Annotated in this window: 22 protein-coding genes; 3 read left to right on the plus strand and 19 right to left on the minus strand. The window is 65.9% G+C overall.

Annotated elements, in window-relative coordinates:
* Window positions 1-183: 183 nt before the first annotated feature.
* The 10 genes from ACE039_RS10495 to ACE039_RS10540 all read right to left on the minus strand — a co-directional run bounded on the left by ACE039_RS10495 (window position 184) and on the right by ACE039_RS10540 (window position 9570).
* Window positions 184-783: a glutathione S-transferase gene (locus tag ACE039_RS10495; protein WP_485822336.1), complete on the minus strand. Its 600-nt coding sequence runs from the start codon at window positions 781-783 to the stop codon at window positions 184-186.
* 26 nt (window positions 784-809) lie between these two features.
* Complete coding sequence (locus ACE039_RS10500; RefSeq protein WP_485822337.1) at window positions 810-2516, minus strand: FAD-binding protein; 1707 nt, start codon at window positions 2514-2516, stop codon at window positions 810-812.
* A gap of 5 nt (window positions 2517-2521) precedes the next feature.
* Window positions 2522-3250 (minus strand): SDR family NAD(P)-dependent oxidoreductase, encoded by a 729-nt coding sequence (locus ACE039_RS10505; RefSeq protein WP_448713198.1) that lies wholly within the window; start codon window positions 3248-3250, stop codon window positions 2522-2524.
* A gap of 9 nt (window positions 3251-3259) precedes the next feature.
* Window positions 3260-4015 (minus strand): SDR family NAD(P)-dependent oxidoreductase, encoded by a 756-nt coding sequence (locus ACE039_RS10510; protein WP_485810858.1) that lies wholly within the window; start codon window positions 4013-4015, stop codon window positions 3260-3262.
* A gap of 20 nt (window positions 4016-4035) precedes the next feature.
* The gene (locus ACE039_RS10515; protein ID WP_448708226.1) at window positions 4036-4755 is read right to left on the minus strand and encodes an ABC transporter ATP-binding protein; all 720 of its coding nucleotides are present in this window, start codon (window positions 4753-4755) and stop codon (window positions 4036-4038) included.
* Window positions 4748-5512: an ABC transporter ATP-binding protein gene (locus tag ACE039_RS10520; RefSeq protein WP_105558718.1), complete on the minus strand. Its 765-nt coding sequence runs from the start codon at window positions 5510-5512 to the stop codon at window positions 4748-4750. Before ACE039_RS10520 ends, ACE039_RS10515 begins: the two co-directional genes overlap by 8 nt.
* Window positions 5509-6513 carry a branched-chain amino acid ABC transporter permease gene (locus ACE039_RS10525; RefSeq protein ID WP_313459452.1) on the minus strand — a complete coding sequence of 335 codons (1005 nt, stop codon included), beginning with the start codon at window positions 6511-6513 and terminating at the stop codon, window positions 5509-5511. The genes ACE039_RS10520 and ACE039_RS10525 overlap by 4 nt, the downstream gene beginning before the upstream one ends.
* The gene (locus tag ACE039_RS10530) at window positions 6510-7412 is read right to left on the minus strand and encodes a branched-chain amino acid ABC transporter permease (protein WP_105558716.1); all 903 of its coding nucleotides are present in this window, start codon (window positions 7410-7412) and stop codon (window positions 6510-6512) included. The genes ACE039_RS10525 and ACE039_RS10530 overlap by 4 nt, the downstream gene beginning before the upstream one ends.
* A gap of 67 nt (window positions 7413-7479) precedes the next feature.
* On the minus strand, window positions 7480-8694 hold the full coding sequence (locus ACE039_RS10535) for an ABC transporter substrate-binding protein (protein ID WP_485822338.1): 1215 nt from the start codon (window positions 8692-8694) through the stop codon (window positions 7480-7482).
* Window positions 8695-8775: 81 nt separating this feature from the next.
* Window positions 8776-9570, minus strand: a complete 795-nt coding sequence (locus tag ACE039_RS10540; RefSeq protein ID WP_105558714.1) for an SDR family NAD(P)-dependent oxidoreductase — start codon at window positions 9568-9570, stop codon at window positions 8776-8778.
* Between the two features lie 203 nt (window positions 9571-9773).
* Here ACE039_RS10540 and ACE039_RS10545 point away from each other — a divergent pair, with 203 nt between their 5' ends.
* Entirely contained in the window at window positions 9774-10451 is a 678-nt protein-coding gene (locus ACE039_RS10545; protein WP_105558713.1) for a GntR family transcriptional regulator, read from the plus strand.
* A gap of 24 nt (window positions 10452-10475) precedes the next feature.
* On the opposite strand, the gene ACE039_RS10550 is transcribed toward ACE039_RS10545, so the two are convergent.
* The gene (locus tag ACE039_RS10550; protein ID WP_105558712.1) at window positions 10476-11126 is read right to left on the minus strand and encodes a carbonic anhydrase; all 651 of its coding nucleotides are present in this window, start codon (window positions 11124-11126) and stop codon (window positions 10476-10478) included.
* A gap of 179 nt (window positions 11127-11305) precedes the next feature.
* Entirely contained in the window at window positions 11306-11644 is a 339-nt protein-coding gene (locus ACE039_RS10555; RefSeq protein WP_105558711.1) for an FxLYD domain-containing protein, read from the minus strand.
* Window positions 11645-12040: 396 nt separating this feature from the next.
* Between ACE039_RS10555 and ACE039_RS10560 the strand changes: the two genes are divergently transcribed.
* A complete protein-coding gene (locus ACE039_RS10560; protein WP_313459461.1) occupies window positions 12041-12373 on the plus strand; it encodes a PsiF family protein in 333 nt (110 codons plus the stop codon).
* A 73-nt stretch (window positions 12374-12446) separates the two neighbouring features.
* Here ACE039_RS10560 and ACE039_RS10565 read toward each other — a convergent pair whose 3' ends face one another.
* Genes ACE039_RS10565 through ACE039_RS10590 form a run of 6 tightly spaced genes read right to left on the minus strand, consistent with a single transcriptional unit; the run spans window position 12447 to window position 16256 of the window.
* Complete coding sequence (locus ACE039_RS10565; protein ID WP_448708224.1) at window positions 12447-13487, minus strand: cyclase family protein; 1041 nt, start codon at window positions 13485-13487, stop codon at window positions 12447-12449.
* Window positions 13488-13491: 4 nt separating this feature from the next.
* Window positions 13492-14271 (minus strand): 3-oxoadipate enol-lactonase, encoded by a 780-nt coding sequence (pcaD, locus tag ACE039_RS10570; protein ID WP_485822339.1) that lies wholly within the window; start codon window positions 14269-14271, stop codon window positions 13492-13494.
* 54 nt (window positions 14272-14325) lie between these two features.
* Window positions 14326-14622: a YciI family protein gene (locus tag ACE039_RS10575; protein WP_006216052.1), complete on the minus strand. Its 297-nt coding sequence runs from the start codon at window positions 14620-14622 to the stop codon at window positions 14326-14328.
* Window positions 14623-14634: 12 nt separating this feature from the next.
* On the minus strand, window positions 14635-14910 hold the full coding sequence (gene catC, locus ACE039_RS10580; RefSeq protein ID WP_006227165.1) for a muconolactone Delta-isomerase: 276 nt from the start codon (window positions 14908-14910) through the stop codon (window positions 14635-14637).
* Between the two features lie 15 nt (window positions 14911-14925).
* On the minus strand, window positions 14926-15570 hold the full coding sequence (locus tag ACE039_RS10585; protein ID WP_485822340.1) for a 3-oxoacid CoA-transferase subunit B: 645 nt from the start codon (window positions 15568-15570) through the stop codon (window positions 14926-14928).
* Window positions 15567-16256, minus strand: a complete 690-nt coding sequence (locus ACE039_RS10590; RefSeq protein ID WP_105558706.1) for a 3-oxoacid CoA-transferase subunit A — start codon at window positions 16254-16256, stop codon at window positions 15567-15569. The genes ACE039_RS10585 and ACE039_RS10590 overlap by 4 nt, the downstream gene beginning before the upstream one ends.
* A 194-nt stretch (window positions 16257-16450) precedes the next feature.
* Between ACE039_RS10590 and ACE039_RS10595 the strand changes: the two genes are divergently transcribed.
* Complete coding sequence (locus ACE039_RS10595; RefSeq protein ID WP_310034442.1) at window positions 16451-17233, plus strand: IclR family transcriptional regulator; 783 nt, start codon at window positions 16451-16453, stop codon at window positions 17231-17233.
* 53 nt (window positions 17234-17286) lie between these two features.
* Here ACE039_RS10595 and ACE039_RS10600 read toward each other — a convergent pair whose 3' ends face one another.
* Window positions 17287-18015, minus strand: coding sequence for an SDR family NAD(P)-dependent oxidoreductase (locus ACE039_RS10600; protein WP_046803263.1), 729 nt, complete (start codon window positions 18013-18015; stop codon window positions 17287-17289).
* Between the last annotated feature and the right edge of the window lie 28 nt (window positions 18016-18043).

Consider the following 18043-nt stretch of genomic DNA (forward strand, 5'->3'; position numbering starts at 1 on the left):
GGCGGCCCGACGGCAAAAAAAGCCCCCACGCTACGCGAGCTTGCTGCCCCCCGAGGCAAAAAAAGCCCCAGGCCGAAGCCTGGGGCCCGAGCGGCGGCGTCCCGGGGGGCGGCGCCGTACCAGGCGGGCGGCGGGACGGGACTCCGGCGGGATTTCCCGGCCATGCCGCCAGCCCAAAACTGTTCAGGGCTTGGTGGCCTGCATGGACGGGCGTTGGCTGAAGGCTTCGTACCAGGCGGCGGTGGCGGGGTGGCCGTCGCGCCAGTTCAGGTCGGGGAAGCGGAAGTCCAGGTAGCCCAGCGCGCAGCCGATGGTGATGACGCCGATGTCCAGGCGGCCTTGCAGCGACGCGGCGTGTTTTTCGATCAGGGCCAGGCCGTCGCGGACCTTGCCCAACTGGCCGTCGATCCAGCCGTCCCAGCGCAGCGCTTCGGGGCGCAGCGCGGTTTCATAGCGCGCCAGCAAGGCGGCGCCCATCATGCCGTCGGCCATCGATTGCTGCGTCAACACCTGCCAGCGGGTGCCGTCGGCGGGAAACAGCGCGCCGCCGCCCAGTGCGTTCAGGTATTCGCAGATCACGCGGCTGTCGAAGATCGACTGGTCGTCGTCGGTGATGAAGGTCGGCACCTGGCCCAGCGGGTTGCTGGGAATGATCGTCTGGTCACGGGCAACAGGGCCAGCGGCGCTGGGCAGCTTTTCGATGCGGTCGGCCAGTCCGAGTTCATGCGCGACGACCATGCATTTACGGACGAACGGCGAAGCAGGCGAGTGGAAGATCTTCATGGGAGGTCCTTGGCGGTAGAGAGGCGTCAGTGTTGTGCATGGGCCAGGTGTTGTCCAGCCACCCAGCCGAACGTCAGGGCGGGGCCCAGCGTGATGCCGGGAGCCGGATAGGCGCCGCCCATTACGGAGTGCATGTCGTTGCCGGCCACATACAGGCCGGGGATGGGTGCGCCCGTGGCGTCCACGGCCTGGGCGTTGGCGTTCGCCGCGATGCCGCAGGCGGTGCCGATGTCGCCGGCGTAGACCTTGACGGCGTAGCAGGGGCCGGCGGCAAGCGGCGCCAGGCAAGGGTTGGGCTGATGGTCGGGGTCGCCCAGATAGCGGTTGTAGGCGGTGCCGCCTTTGCCGAAATCCGGGTCCTGGCCTTGCGCCGCATAGGTGTTGTAGCGCGCGACGGTGGCTTCCAGCGCGTCGGCCGGCACGCCGATCTTCGTGGCCAATGCGGCCAGCGTCGGCGCCTGGATCAGATAGCCGGCGTCGATCAGGTGCTGGCGGGGGCGGCCGCCCGGCAATGCCAGGCCCAGCCCCCAGGTATCGATGAACCGCTGGTCGCAGATAAGGAACGCCGGGATGCTGGGCACGGTCTCGTTGCTGCGTTGCATGCCCTGCACGAACTCGTGATACGACGTGGATTCGTTTACGAAGCGCTTGCCCGCGCTGTTCACGGCAATCAGGCCGGGCTTGGCGCGGTCCCACACCAGATGCGGGTAATGCAGGCGCTTGCCATCGGCGGATTCCAGGATGGATATCGGCGCCCAGAACGCGGGGCTGGCGTAGCCGGCGCCCAGGGCGGCGCCCGCCTGTTCCGACAGCCGGATGCCGTCGCCGGTGTTGTCGCGCGGGGACATGGACCAGTCGCCGCTGGGTTGCGGATAGGTGCGCGCGCGGCGCTCGCGGTCCCAGGGAAAGCCGCCGGTCGCCATCACCACGCCTCGCCGCGCGCGGACGTTCAAGGTTTTTCCGTCCCGCTTGACCGATGCGCCCAGCACGCGGCCCGCGGCGTCGCGGTGCAGGACCTGCACCGGCGCGTCCAGCCAGTATTCGACCCCGCGCGTGATCACGCCATGGAATAGTTGCGCGGCCAAGGCGTTGCCCAGCAGCAGCCGGGTGCCACGATGGTAGCCGCGCACGCGGTCCGCCACGAAGCGCAGCACCAGCTTCATGCTGTGGCGCCAGGCGGCGATGGAACGCGTGGCGCGAAGCAAGTGGCGCACATCGGTGATGTTGACCATCATGCCGCCCAGCACGGTGAATTCCTTCAACGGGTCGCGCAACGTGCGGAAGTGGCGGCCCAGTTTGCGGCCGTCGAATTCCACCGGGTCCAGCGACCGGCCGCCCAGCGCCGCGCCCGGCAGGTCAGGGTAGTAGTCGGGCGACGCGGTGCGCGCGGCTACGTCCAGGAAACCGTGCGACACCAGGTAGTCCATCATGCGCGGGCCAGCGTCCAGATACGCGCGCTTCATGTCGTCGGACGCCGCGGCGCCGACGGTCTGCGCAAGATAGGTCCAGACCTTGTCGAAGTTGTCGGGGTGGCCGGCGGCGTCGGTCTGGGCGTTCAACGGTATCCAGAGCGCGCCGCCGGAAATCGCCGTCGAACCGCCAATGCGGTGGGTCTTCTCGACCAGCAAAACGTCCAGCCCTTCCGCGTGCGCGGTCAGCGCCGCCGCCATGCCGCCTGCACCGGAGCCGACCACCAGCGCGTCGACCTCCTTGTCCCACTTGATGCTGTCCATGCTGCTTATGCTCCTGACCCGCCCAGCGATTTGCCGCCATCAACGAAGAGGACCTGGCCCGTAATGAAATCCATGTGCGGCGCGGCCAGGAAGGACACGGCATTGGCGATGTCTTGCGGTTGGCCCGCGCGGCCGGTCGGCTGCAACGCCAGTTGCGCGGCCAGGCGTTCAGGCGTCAGGTTGCGCAAGAGCGGCGTATCGATAAGCCCCGGGGCGATGGCGTTGACGAGTATCCCGCGCCCGGCCAGCTCCATCGCGGCGGCGCGGGTGTAGCCGACCAGCGCGGCCTTCGAGGCCACGTAGTGCGGATGGTTCTTCGCGCCCAGATAGGCGCGCGATGCGATGTTGACGACCTTGGCGCCGGCCGCCATGGTGCGTGCGGCTTCCTGCGTCAGCGTGGCCACCGCCAGCAGGTTGACGTCGAACGCGCGGCGGTAATCGTCCGAATCGACTTCGAAGAACTTGCGTTCGTCGAATAGGCCGGCGTTGTTGACCAACGCGGCCAAGGGCGCAAGCGTGCGGACCAGCGCGCGCGTGGCGGCTTCGTCGGTCAGGTCCACCACGCGGTGCGTAACCGTCAGCCCCTGCGCTTGCAGCGCTTTGGATTCCTGTTCCGCCAGCGCACCGTTGCGGTCTGCCATCACGACGCTGAAGCCGTCGCGCGCCAGGCGCTCGACGATTGCCAGGCCCATGCCGCTAGCGCCTCCCGTGACCAATGCCGTACCCAGATCCATGATGTCTCCTTATACGGCCAGGTAGCCGCCGTCCACGGGCAGCACCACGCCGTTCACATAGCTGGCCATGTCCGAGGCCAGGAACAGGACGGGGCCGACGATTTCGTCCGCGCGGCCGGCGCGCGCCAGCGGCGCGCGGTTCATGTACCAATCGGTGCCGTGGGCTTGTGCGCGCTGGCCCGCCGTCATCTCGGTCTCCATCAGGCCGGGCGCCACCGCGTTCACGCGCACGCCATGGGGGCCGAGGTCGCGGGCCACCACTTCGGTGAACGAGCGCACGCCGCCCTTGGACACCACGTAGCCCGCGGTCGAGATGCCGCAGCCGTATGCCACGATGGAGCACAGGTTGACGATGACGCCGCGCGTGGCCTTGAGCTGCTCGACAAAAGCATGGGTGACGTTGAACGTGCCTTGCAGGTTGACCTGCATGACGCGGTCCCAGATGGCGGGCGTTTGCGGGTCGTCAAACGGCGCGCGCGCCGAGATCCCGGCGTTGTTGATCAGGATGTCCAGATTGCCGTGGCGCGCCGCGCAGTGGGCCGCGAAGGCGCGGACGGCGTCGGCGTCGGTCACGTCCAGCACGGCGTCCGACGCCCGGCCGCCCGCCTCGCGGATCGCCTGCGCGGTGCCTGCGGCCAGCGCCGCGTCGATATCCGCCACGATGACCGCCGCGCCCTGCCGGGCGAAGCCCTGCGCGATGGTGGCGCCCAGGCCGCGCCCGGCGCCTGTGACGAGAACCCGCTTGTCTTGCATCATCGATGTCATGGTCTGTCCTTCGCGGCGCGTCAGGCGCCCAGATAGGCGCGCTGCACGCCTTCGTCGCTGGCGAGCCGCGAGGATTCGCCTTCCAGGGCGATCTCGCCGTTTTCCAGGATGTAGGCGTAGCTGGACACCGACAGCGCCAGCTTCACGTTCTGTTCCACCAGCAGGATGGTGATGCCCTGTTCGCGGTTCAGCCGCAGCACGATGTCGAAAATCTGCTCGACCACCAGGGGCGACAGACCCATTGATGGCTCGTCCAGCAAAATCATGCGTGGCCGCGCCATCATGGCGCGGCCCGTGGCCAGCATCTGCTGTTCGCCGCCGGACAGCGTGGCCGCCTTTTGCTCGAACCGTTCCCGCAGGCGCGGGAAGGTGTCGCAGACCATGTCCAGGTCCTGCTTCACGGCGGTGCGATCGCGGCGCAGGTAGGCGCCCATTTCCAGGTTCTCGCGCACGCTCATGTCGCGGAAGATCTCGCGGCCTTCGGGCACCTGCACGATGCCGCGGCCCACCACGGCGTCGGCCGCCAGGCGGTGGATGGCCTCGCCCGCAAAGCGCACACTGCCCGCCGTAGGCGCGACCAGGCGCGAGACCACGTTGAGCGTGGTGGATTTGCCTGCGCCATTGGCGCCCAGCAGCGCAACGATGGCGCCTTGCGGCACTTTCAGCGACACGTCCTGCAGCGCGCGGATATTGCCGTAGGCGGCCGAGACCGCGTCGATTTCCAAAAGAATGTCAGCCACCTGCGGCTCCCTTGCCCAGATAGGCTTCGATCACGCGGGCATTGCTGCGCACCTCCGCGGGCGTGCCTTCCGCGATCTTCTCGCCGAAGGACATGACGGTGATGCGGTCGGAAATCGACATCACCAACTGCATCACGTGTTCTACCAGCAGCACCGTGATGCCGTCGCGTTCGCACAGTTCGGTTAGCAGGCGGTCCAGCGTTTCGATCTCGCGGTTGCGCAGGCCTGCAGCCGGCTCGTCCAGCAGCAGCAGCTTGGGCGAGATTGCCAGCGCGCGGGCCAGCTCCAGCATCTTCTGGCGGCCGAAGTCCAGGCTGCATGCCGGCGTGTCCATGAAGTCCGAAAGGCCCACGCGTTCCAGCAGGTGCTCGACGCGCTCGCGCGATTCGGCCGCCGCCGGGCGCAGCAGCTTGCCTGCGCGGTTGGCGCCATGGGCATAGGTGCCCAGCAGCGCGTTTTCACGCACGCTCAACGCGCCGAACAATTCCAGGTTCTGGAACGTGCGGGCGACGCCCAGCGCGGCCATTTCGTGCGGCTTCTTTTTGGTGATGTCGGCGCCATTGAACCGGATGCTGCCGCTGCTGGGGCGGTAGTAGCGCGAAATGCAATTGAAGGTGGTGGATTTGCCGGCGCCATTGGGCCCGATCAGCGCGTGGATGCGGCCGCGCTCCACCTGCATGGACAGGCCGTTGATGGCGGTCAGGCCGCCAAACTTCACGGTCAGGCCCTGCACGTCCAGATAGGGATGTTCGCTCATGCCGCGCTCCTTTGAGCGCCCTTGGCGGCGCCTGCGCCAGAACGCGCAGCGGCGGGTAGCGGCGCCGCCGGGGGCGGTGCGCGACGGCGCGCGTCACGGCCGGCGAACAGGCCTTTTGGCGCGAACATCATGAAGCCCATCAGGATGACTCCGTAAATGATCTCCTGGAACGACAGCGCCTGGCGCAGCAGTTCCGAGATCAACCCGAACGCCAGCGCGCCCGCGATGGCGCCGCGTACCGAGCCGATGCCGCCCACCACTACCATCGTGAGGATCAGGATGGTGGTCTGGAAACCCAGGCTCTCTGGATGGATGAACGACGCGAAGGTGGTGTACATGCCGCCCGCGATGCCGGCGTAGGCCGCCGACAGCGTGAAGGCGGTGCGCTTGATGGCGTTGACGTTCACCCCCATCGCCTGCGCGGCCACATCGCTTTCCCGCACCGCGCGGAAGGCGGATCCCAGCTGCGAGCGCGACAGGGCGATGGTGGCCCACAGCAAGAGCGCGGCGATCAGCACGACGAAGGGATAAGCCTTCAGGTCCGACACCAGTTCGTAGCCGAACAGCGTGGCCGGAGATATCCGGAAGCCGTTCGATCCATTGGTGACCGACTGCCAGTTCAAGAACACCCACTGCATGGCTTCGCCGAACGCAAAGGTCGACAGCGCCAGGTAGATGTCGCGCATGCGCAGCGCCAGCGCGCCGATCAGATAGCCCAGCGCCGCAGCCAGCATGCCCCCCGCGATGATCGAGATGAAGAACGGCGGATGCCACAGATTGTTGATGAGGCCGGCGGTGTAGATGCCCACGCCGTAGAACGCGGCATGCGACAGCGCGAACTGCCCGGTTTCGCCGATGACCAGATGCAGGCCCAACGCCAGCACGACGAACACCATCAACAGGTTGACGACGTAGATGACATAGCCGCTGGCCACGAAGGGCAGGGCGGCAAGCGCCACGGCCATCAGCGCCAGCAAGGTGCGATCGATCTTGTTGCTCATACTTTCTTCACCTGCAATTTGCCGCCCAGCAAACCTTGCGGACGCAGCAGCAGCACGACCATGATGGCCACGAACGGGGCGACCACGATGGCGTTGGTCGAAATGAACAGCCCCACCAGGTTTTCGGCCACGCCGATCACGAAGCCGCCCACCACCGCGCCGGGCAGGCTGGTGATGCCGCCCACGATGGCGGCCGCGTAGGCCAGGATGGCGATGTGGCCGATGTCCGGGGTGATGAGAATCTTGGGCGTGATCAGCAGCGCGGCCACGGCCGAGATCAGTCCCGACAGCGCCCACACCATCATGCGGATGCGCGTCAGGTTCACGCCCGTCAGCCGCGCGGCCTTGGGGTTCATGCCGACGGCGCGCATGGCACGGCCGACGCGGGTGTAGGTGAACATCGCGAACAGCAGCAGCATGACGCCCACCGCCACGGCGAAGATCACCATGTCCAGCTGCGTCAGCACGGCATCGCCGATGATGACGGCATCGGTCGGGGCCAGCGGCGGTAGCGAGCGTGGCGTGTCGCCCAGCCCGGTCTGCCGCACCAGCCCCTTCAAGGCATAGGCAAGCCCCAGCGTGGCGATGACCATCTGCACGCCCACGCCTTTCGAGGCAATAACGCGTTCCATCACGACACGCTGGAAAAGGCCCGACACGATGGCGACGGCGGCCAGCGTCACGGGGATGACGGCCAGGTACGGCCAGCCCATCACCAGCGTCAGGAACAGGGCGATGTAGCCGCCCACCATGAAGATTTCGCCCTGGGCGAAATTGGGCACGTCGGTGGTCTTGAAAATGATGACGACGGCGACGGCCAGCAGCGCGTACACGCTGCCCGTCACCAGTCCCGACAGCACCCCTTGCTGCAGGAACAACCAGAAATCGGCAAAGCTCATGATGTTCTCCGGCGGCCCGCGCGGTGCTGCGCCACGGCGCGGGCTCGGTCTGTGACAGGCCGCAGGCCTACTTCTGGTATTGCCAGACGCTCTTGAATGCGCCGGGAACAAGCGTCATGGCGGTGCCGTCGAACTTGATGTAGATGGCGGATTCCTGCGCGGCGCGGTCGGTCGGGCCGAACTCGATGGGGCCGGCCATGACGCCCGAGTCGAACTTCATCGTTTCCAACGCCTGCAAGACCTTCTCGCGCGTGGGTTGCGGGCCGGCGGCCTTCAGCGCATTCACCACCGCCATCGCGGGCGGCAGGCCATAGGGCATGTAGGTCTGCGGATGGCCGGGCTTGGCGGCCAGGTCCGGGTAGGACTGCTTGTACATGTCGTACACCCAGGTCAGCTTGGGGCCGCCGGGCACGTCGGACAGCACGTCCTGGATGTAGACGTTCTTGAAGGCGTCCTTGTTGCCCACGTTCTCCACCAGCTGCTTCAGGTCGGCGGTGCCATTCACGGCCAGCACGATGGGCTTGTTCCAGCCCAGCTCTTGGGCCTTCTTGATGATCAGCGCGGCGGGACGAGCGTAGGTGGTCAGCAGCAGCACGTCCGGGTTGCCGGCGCGTATCTTCAGCATGGGCGCCGTGACGTCGGTGATATTGGGATTGACCGACTGCACCTGCAGGCCCAGGTCGCCCAGGTGCTTGGCCTGGGCTTGCGCCGCCTCCAGGTTCCAGCCGCCGTAGGCGTCGTCGTGGTTGATGTAGCCGATCTTCTTGGCCTTCAGCTGTTCGGACGCGAACTGCACCATGGAACCGCCCACGGCGTGCTGCGAAATCGAGAAGGCGCCGTAGATGTACTTGGACGGCGGATACAGCGCGCCGTCGCCCGAGGCGTTCAGCATGACCAGCGGCACTTTCTCGCGTTCGATGTACTCGCGCGAGGCGACGACGGCCGCCGAGCACGAGCCGCCGTTCAGCAGGAATACCTTGTCCTGCTCGTTCAGTTTCTTCACGGCGGCGACCAGGTCGTTGGCGTTGCAGCGGTCGTCCTCGATGATGAGTTCAATCTGGCGGCCATGCACGCCGCCTTCCTTGTTGACCTTGGCGTACCACATCTTGGCGGCGTTCAGCACGTCGAAACCATAGGCCATGCCGCTGCCGGACAATGGCGCGAACAGGCCGATCTTGATGGTTTTGTCTGTAATGCCCGGCTCTTGCTGCGCTTGCGCGCCTGTCGAGAAGGCCCACGCGCAAAGCGCCGCGGCGGCCGCGTAGCGACTACGTTGATTCATGTCTTGTCTCCCGTTTTTTTTGAAATACGCGCCTGTGTGTGCGGCGCTTTGCTGCATAGGCCGGCGTGCCGCCGGATTGCCTTACTGCATGCGGTAGCCGCCGTTCACGTCGATGACGCTGCCGGTGATGTAGCCGGCTTCTTCAGATGCCAGGAAGCGCACCGCGGCGGCCACGTCGTCCACCGTGCCGATGCGGCCCAGCGGGATGGCCTGCGCGGCCGCGGCAAGCGCGCCGCTACTGGTGACCGTGCTGCGCAGCATGTCGGTGTCGATCAGGCCCGGCGCGATGCCGTTGACGGTGACGCCCAGGTGCGCGGATTCGCGCGCCATGGCTTTGGTCAGGCCCAGCACGGCCGACTTGGCGGCGATGTACGACGCGCTGGAGCGGTAGCCGCCAAGCTGAGCGGCGACGGACGTGAAGGTGACGATGCGGCCATGCGCCAGCGGCGTGGCTTCGCGGCGGCGCAGATAGGCGCGGCCGCACAGGAACACGCCGCGCGCGTTGACGGCGAAGCTGCGTTCCCAGATGTCCAGCGTGGTGTCTTTGATCAAGGGGCGTTCGCCGTCGGGCTGGAACAGCAGCAATCCGGCGGCGCTGACCAACACGGCGATCGGGCCGTGCCGGGCTTCGATGGCATCGAACGCGCCTTCCACCGCGGCTTCGTCGCTGACGTCGAACGCGTGGGCGGCATGCGGCGCGCCCAGCTCATCGGCCACGCGTCTGGCACGCGCGGCATCCACATCCGACACCACGACGCGGAATCCCGCGCGCGCCAATTCCTGGCAGATGGTGGCGCCGATGCCGCCGCCGCCGCCGGTTACCAGCGCAAGACGGGAAGCCGCGCCAGGTGCCGCGGGCGTGGATACATTGGACATGCTGTCTCCTGATTGGCGTGCCGTCTGCCTGGGCAGGCTTGGCCGCTGATTTGAATTTTTTGCGATTATGTATACATGGTGGATTCACAGGTATAGGGGCTTACCCGCATCATCCTTTGATTTAGGGCATAGACACTAGGGAAAGCACGGAGGTAGGGGCGCGATCAATTCCCGCATGTATTCTTCATGTATACAATGCGGGCATGGACACGCTATCTCAACACGTTACCGATACGCTGCGGGACTGGGTGCTGCACGGCCAATTCAGCCCGGGCGCCCGTCTGGAAGAAATTCCGCTGGCCGAGAAACTGGGGGTGTCGCGCACGCCGGTGCGCGCGGCGCTGGCCACCTTGGGCAACGAAGGCTTGCTGGAGCATTTGCCCAAGCGCGGCTATACGGTGCGCGCCTATGACATCGGCGAGATCGTGGCAGCCTATGAAGTGCGCGCCGCGCTGGAAGGGCTGGCCTGCCGGCAGGCGGCCTTGCGCGGGCTGACCAACGATGCGGTGGCCGTACTGAAAAACTGCCTGGACGAGGGCGACCGGATTCTGGCGAAAGGGGTGCTGCTGGCCGAAGATCACTTGCCGTACCAGAAGGTGAACATCACCTTGCACAACGGCATCCTGGAAGCGGCGGGCAACCCGTGGGTCAAGCGCTTCGCCACGCAGGCGCAGGCCATTCCCTATGCGTCGGATCGCATCATCCTGTGGGAAGACCACGGGATCATCCTGCGTTCGCACGATGACCACCACCGGATCGTCAGCGCGATCATCGCGCGCGACGGCGCGCGCGCCGAAGACCTGATGCGCGAACACGTGTACTACGCGGGGATCATCCTGAAGAACAACTACGAGCGGCTGGCGCAGGCTTATCGTGTGTAAGCGCCGCGCCGGCCGCGCCGGCGTTTAGCCGTTGGTGCCGGTTTCCAGGCAGGGCTCGAATTCGCCGGTTTCCGGGTTGCGCAGGAACAGCACGCCGGTGGCCACCCCGAAGTAGGTGCCATGCAGTTCCAGGTCGCCCTTTTCCACGCGGCGGCGGATGGACGGGAACGTCATCAGGTTGTTCAGGCTGTGTTCGACCACGGCCAGTTCCAGGCGCTTGAGCTTGGTCTGGCGGTCGCCGGTGCCGGGGCCCAGGCGTTCGGCCACGGGCTCGATCTGCGACATCCACTTGCCGATGAAGTCACCCTTGGACAGGGGCTTGGCGTCGTCGAAGAACGACCGGATGCCACCGCAAGAGGCGTGGCCCAGCACGACGATGTGCTTGACGTTCAGCCCGTTGACCGCGAATTCGATCGCGGCGCTGGTGCCGTGATAAGACGATTCAGAGTCGGGCTCACAGGGCGGCACCAGGTTGGCCACGTTGCGGACCACGAACATCTCGCCGGGCCCGGCGTCGAAGATCACTTCAGGGGAGACGCGGGAATCGCAGCAGCCGATCAACAGGATTTCGGGGCTTTGGCCCAGTTCGGCCAGTTTCTGATAGCGGCTGCTTTCCGAATGGAAACGGCCGTCCAGGAACGATTGATAGCCTTCGGTGAGTCTTTTTGGGAACATGATCTTCGCTTCCTAGTAACAAGGCCAGGCCTGCTGGCACGCCGACAGACGCAATAAGGGGCTTCGTGTGGAAGCCCCTGTTATCGAGTCGACAAGCCGAATTTTCCCATACTTGTCCCCACAGCCACCTGTCTAAACCCTGATTCCAGAAGGGTTTTTTCCACCGGGGGGCAACCCCTTTATTGGGCGCGTACGTCCAACACCGTGACTCGGGTGAATTGCAGTGGCGTGATCGCTTTCACCAAGCGGATCTGGCCCGGCGCCATGGGGCCGATGACGTCGTCGTTGACCCGTCCGACTTCGCGTCCTTGCGCGTCATACAACACGAAGGTCAGCACGGCGCTGGAAATGGGCCGGCCTGATTGGTTGGCGAGCGATCCCGTAATGGTCGACAGGTTCATGTTCGTGTCGCGCACCGCCTGCACGTTGCCCAGGGTGACGCCGTAAGCCAGGCTTTGGGCGCCGGCGGCGCCGGACAGGCCGGCAAGCAAGACGACAGAGGCAAGGGCGAGTTTCATGGAAGGTCTCCTGGGACGCTGGCGTCGGGGCGCCTGCTTGTCCGCGCCGCCGTCTTCGCCGCCCGCGTATCGCGCGGACAGCTGTATCTCACACCTTTCCGCAACCGCGCACAACGGGTCAAAAGGATGAATGGGTAACAGGTTGCGCGGCTTGTTCCCATATTCGATAAGGGATGGCACAAATGCATCGGAATGTCTCTGGCTTGCGCCTTTCGGCTGTCGAAAAGCTGAATGTCCGGCGCGCGATTTCCTGGCTTTTCTTAACCTTTCCGCGCTTGCGCAGCCTGGCGGTTTGTTCGATGATGGCCGGGCCGGCAACTGGCCGGCAGATCGTGCCGTTCGCTGTCATGCGCGACCCTGCGCCAGGCGGACGCTTAACGCCCAAGGGAGAAACTCATGCTTTCCCGTACTAGCCAGCTGGCCTCGGCCATTGTGTTGTCCGCATGTTTTTTCGGGGCGTATGCGCAGACCCCCGCCGCGCCCGCGCCTGCCAAGACGCCCACGCCGCAACAGCAGCGCATGGCGGACTGCAACAAGTCGGCCACCGGTAAGACGGGCGACGACCGCAAGACCTACATGAGCAGCTGCCTGAAAGGCGAAGCCCCCGCGCCCGCCAAGCAACTGACGCCGCAGCAGCAAAAGATGAAGGACTGCAACGCCACCGCTGGCGAACAGAAACTCACCGGCGATAAGCGCAAGACCTTCATGAGCACGTGCTTGAAGGGCTGACCGGCGGTTCGTTCTGTCGGCACCAAAAAAAAGCGCCAGACGCGTAGTCTGGCGCTTTTTGTTTACGGTTGCCCTACACCGTGGCGATTGGGGTGACCGGCGAGCCGATTGCGTGCGGCAGCCGCAGCGGAGGGGCCGTCAGCATGAAGTGATGGCGTCCGCTTGCATGCAGGAAGTCCGCCAGGTCCTTCAAATACCACAGCTCGGCAAGCGGCAAGCCCAGCTTGAACAGGCAATGGTGGTGCAGCGGCAGCATGGCGCGCGGGCCGGTCTTTTCGCGGGCCGGGTAGGCTTCGACCGCGTAGTTGTCCGCGCAGATGGCGGCGATGCCGCTGTCCGTGATCCATTGCAGCAATGCGGCGTCGGTGCCGTCCAGCGCGGCGCCGTAGGTGTGCAGCACGTTGGGGTCCGGCGTGCCGTTCATGGCCACGACGGCTTCGGCGTAACCGGTGCGCAGCACCAGCATGTCGCCGCTTTCGACCGTGATGCCATCCGTTTGCAGCACATGCATCAGTTCGGCGTGGCCGATCAGCGTGCGGCCGGGGCCGTAATGGCGGAACAGGTCCACCAGCACGCCGCGTCCTTGCATGCCTTTCTGCGCCAGATGTTCCACGCCCAGCTTCAGCGCGGCCGACGGGCCGCCGCTGTTGCAGCCGCAACCCGTGTGGTCGCCGTCGGCCGGCCCCACGACGTCGACGCCGGCCTGGAAGCCGTTGTAGTAGCGCAGCTCGGGCTTGCCGTCGCCGTCGGCGTCGAACAGCGCGCCCACGTGCGCCAGCGCGTCCCACTGCGTGGAGTACTGCATGGACAGCAGCACCTGGTCGTCGCTCAGCACGTCGACGGCATCCGGGTTGACGTTCTTCAGCGGGAAGTTCAGGTACGGCGTATCCGCAAGCCTGGTAGGGCTGAGCTGCGGCGGATGGCGGCGCGGGTTCAGTACGTTGCCACCGGGAAGGTCCAGGGGCAACGACAGGCAGAACGTCTTGCCGGCACGGATTTCTTGCGCGCCTTTCAAGACTTGCGCCTCGGTGATGAGGTTCAGGCGGCCAAGTTGGTCGTCGGGCCCGAAGTCGCCCCAGTTGGAGCCTTCGGGCCGGTGTTTCCAGCGCTGCATGCGGTTACTCCGTCAGGAAGTCGACGACCGCGCGGGTGAAGGCTTCCGGTTGCTCCCAGTTGGAAATGTGGGAGGTGTTCAGTTCGACATAACGAGCGCCCGGGATGGCGGCGGCCAGCTCCTTGCCCTGGGCGGGCGTGGCGGCCAGATCGTGCGCGCTGCTGATGACCAGCGTGGGCGCGGTGATCGCCGACACTTGCGCGCGGTAATCGGCGTCGCGCAGCGCTGCGCAGTTGGCCGAGTAACCGGCGTCGGGCGTGCGGCGCAGCATGTCGATCAGCACTTGCGTCAGGCCGGGTTCGCCCGCGCGGTAGTCGTCGGTCAGCCAGCGTTCGACGAGCGTGGGGGCCATCTTTTCCAGGGTCTGATCGGCCACGGCGGCGATGCGGGTGCTCCAGCCTTCGGCCGAGCCGATGCGCGCGGCCGTGTTGCACAGGATCAGCTTGGTGACGAGCTGCGGGTGTGCCAGCGCCAGCGCGATGCCGGTGGGGCCGCCCATGGACAGGCCGCAGAAGTGGGCCTGCTTGATGTTCAGGTGCGCCAACAGTTCGGCGACGTCGCCCGCCAATTGCGCGAAGGTGTATTCGCCATCGGGGATGGAGGACTTGCCGTGGCCGCGGGTGTCGTAGCGCAGTACGCGGAAGTGCTTGGTCAGTTCGGGGATCTGGCGGGCCCACATGTCGGAGCAGGTGCCCAGCGAATTGGAGAGCACGAGCACCGGCGCGTCGGCAGGGCCATCGATGACGTAGAACAGCCGTGCCTGGCTGAGTTCGGCGTAAGCCATGTGGGATACCTCGGATGAAAACGCGGCCGCGCAAAAAAGGCGGCCGCGACAGGATTACAGGTGGCAGGTGCCGTCGACGTAGGCTTTGCGCCAGCGCGTGATGGTCACGCGGTCGAAGAGGTTGGCCTGCGAAAACGGATCGGCGTCGATGAACTGCTGCGCGGCTTCGCGCGTGTCCAGGTCGACGATGTACAGGCCGCCGCCAGCGTCCTTGCCGTCATCTTGCAGCTTGGCGCCGCACGCCAGCAGCAACTGCTTGTTGGCGTCCAGGTATTCCAGGTGCGCCGCGCGATGCTGTTGGCGCACTTCCTGGTGGTTGGGCTTGTCGAACGTTTCGATGATGTAGGGCATGAAGTGCTCCTGTCAGATCGCCGAGGGATGGCGCGCCAGCGCCGTGACGTTGATGTCCATGTACGGGAACAGCGGCAGCGACGCCAGCAGCGTGTGCAGCTCGTCATTGCTTTCGACGTCGAAAATGCTGACGTTGGCGTAGCGGCCCACCACGCGCCACAGCTCTTTCCACTTGCCGTCGCGTTGCAGTTGTTGGGCCAGGGCCTTTTCGTCCGCCTTCAGCTTGTCGGCGCGTTCGGCCGGCATGTCGACGGGAAGATTGACTTGCATTTGAACCATGAACAGCATGATGGGGGCTCCTGATTAGCGGGAAAACTTCAGCGGCAGGCCGGTCAGGGCCAGCAGTTCGTCGGCGGTGACGTCGCCAAACATGTCGATGACGGTCACGCCGTCGGCGCGGATGTCGAACACAGCCACGTCCGTGTACACGCGCGACACGCAGCGCACACCCGTCAACGGGTAGGTGCAGGCGTCGACCAGTTTGCTCTGGCCTTCGCGGGTCTGCAATTCCATCATCACGAAGACGTCCTTGGCGCCGATGGCCAGGTCCATCGCGCCGCCCACGGCGGGGATGGCGTCGGGCGCACCGGTGTGCCAGTTGGCCAGGTCGCCGTGCTGCGACACCTGGAAGGCGCCCAGCACGCAGATGTCCAGGTGGCCGCCGCGCATCATGGCGAACGAGTCGGCGTGATGGAAGAACGAGCAACCTGGCAGCTCGGTAACGGGCTGCTTGCCGGCATTGATCAGGTCGTAGTCTTCCTGGCCCTTGGCGGGCGCGGGGCCCATGCCAAGCATGCCGTTTTCGGTATGCAGGATGACTTCGCGGTCGGCTGGCAGGTGGTTGGCGACGAGCGTGGGCAGGCCGATGCCCAGGTTGACGTAGGCGCCTTCAGGGATGTCCTGCGCGACGCGGGCGGCGATCTGGTCGCGGGTCAGTTTGGTGCTCATTGCTGCTCCTTGGCGGCCGGCGTGGCGTCGATCTGCACGACGCGTTGCACGAAGATGCCGGGGGTGACGACGGTTTCGGGGTCCAGCGTGCCCAGCTCGACCACTTCACGCACTTGCGCCACGGCCACGCGCGCGGCGCTGGCCATGATGGGGCCGAAGTTGCGGGCGGTCTTGCGGTAGACCAGGTTGCCCCAGCGGTCGCCGCGTTCGGCCTTGATCAGCGCGTAGTCGGCATGCAGGGGGTATTCCAGCACGTAGTGGCGGCCGTTGATTTCGCGGACTTCCTTGCCGTCGGCCAGCGGGGTGCCGTAGCCGGTGGGCGAGAAGAACGCGCCGATGCCGGCGCCGGCGGCGCGGATGCGCTCGGCCAGGTTGCCTTGGGGCACCAGTTCCAGCTCCAGCTTGCCGCTGCGGTACAGGCCGTCGAAAATCTGCGAGTCCGCCTGGCGCGGGAACGAGCAGATGATCTTGCGCACGCGGTTCGCGCCGAGCAGGGCGGCAAGGCCGGTGGTGCCGTTGCCGGCGTTGTTATTGATGATGACCAGGTCTTTCGCGCCCTGTTCGAGCAGGGCGTCGATCAATTCCATGGGCTGGCCGGCAGTGCCGAAGCCGCCGATCATGACGGTGGCGCCGTCGGGTACGTCCGCCAGGGCGGCCGCCGCGCTTGCAACAAGCTTAGAGATCATGATGTTCGCTCATAGGTGGCGTGTCATAATTTGTTCTTCATTAGAACTTTCGTTCTTCTGAAGAACATCGTTTCATGGGGACCGCATAGCGTCAAGGCAAGCTGGCGCAGCGCGATCTTCCATTGTTTTGCGTTGCCTTCAAGGGCAACGGACGGCTCGCCAGTGGCGAGCTTTTTTCTCGTGAGACCAGACGGATGGCGGAGCAAGATACCCAGCAACCCAGCGACAGTTACGTGCAGTCGTTCGCGCGTGGCCTGTCGGTGATCCGGGCTTTCGGCCCGGACCGCTCGCAGATGACGCTGTCCGAAGTGGCCGCGGTGACGGGGCTGACCCGCGCCGGCGCGCGCCGCATCCTGCTGACCCTGGAACACCTGGGCTACGTCACCGCCTTCGACCGCAAATTCGCGCTGACGCCGCGCATCCTGGAGCTGGGCTACGCCTACCTGTCGGGTACGCCGTTGTGGAACCTGGCGCTGCCCTACATGGAAGAAGTGGCCGAACTCACGCGCGAGTCGTGCTCCGTGTCGGTGCTGGAAGGGGCGGATATCGTCTATATCCTGCGCCTGTCCACGCACAAGGTCATGACCATCAACCTGGCCGTGGGCAGCCGCCTTCCGGCATGGGTGACGTCGATGGGACGCGTGCTGCTGGCCGGCCTGCCGGAAGCGGAGTTGGACCGGGTGCTGGCCATGAGCCAGATCCAGTCCTATACGTCCGATACGGTGACCGACATCGCCGAGCTCAAGCGCGTGCTGGCTGGCGTGCGGGCCGACGGCTATGCCTGCGTGGCGCAGGAACTGGAACCCGGCCTGCAGTCGGTCGCGGTGCCCATCATCGATCGCAGCGGCCGGGTGATCGCCGCGATGAACGTCAGCGGCCATTCCAATCGTTTCTCGCGAGAGGCCATGCTGGAAGCCTTCTTGCCGCCCTTGCGGCACGCCGCCGACCAGATCAACCACGCGCTGCTGCGCCGCTAGGCGAACCTGGCGGCGGGGCAGGAGGCAAGGCTGGGCGGGCATGGCGGCCGGGCTCAGATCGGGGCGACGCCCAACGTGGTGCCGCCGCAGACATACAGCATTTGTCCGGTCACGAAACCATTATCGGGCGACAGGAAGAACATGGCGGCGCGCGCCACGTCTTCCGGCGTGCCCAGGCGCTTGACGACGATGCTGTTGATGATGCGTTCGGTCTGCGGAGCGCCGGCCGGATTGCTCTTCGTGAAGAGGTCCGTGGCGATGGGGCCGGGGCCGATGGCGTTGACGGTGATGCCGTCGCCGCCCAGCTCCATGGCCAGCGTGCGGGTGAGGCCCACCAGGCCGGCCTTGGTGGCGGAATAGACCACGCGGTCCGGCTTGCCCAGCGCCGCGCGCGACGACATGTTCACGATGCGGCCGAAGCCGGCTTCGCGCATGGCGGGCAACGCGGCCTGCACCAGGATCAACGCCGTGCGCAGATGCAGGTTCACCACATAGTCCAGATCCGCCAGCGTGGCCGTGTCGGCGGTGCCCGGGCGTGTCGCGCCCGCGTTGTTCACCAGGCCCACGATGTTGTAGGCGGCGGTGACTTCGGCGGCCACTTCCTTGGTGCGCGCTTCATCGGTCAGATCGGCCTGATACGAGACCAGCCCGGCCGGCGGATTCTCGGGCAGGCGGTAGTCGATGTTGACCACCTTGTGGCCCGCATCCAGCAGCATGCGGATGATGGCGGCGCCAATGCCGGCGCTGCCGCCGGTGACGAGATACGCAGTCGGTTTGCTCATATCAGTTCCCGTTCAAGACAAAAAAACG

The sequence above is a fragment of the Achromobacter maghribensis genome (assembly GCF_057334215.1).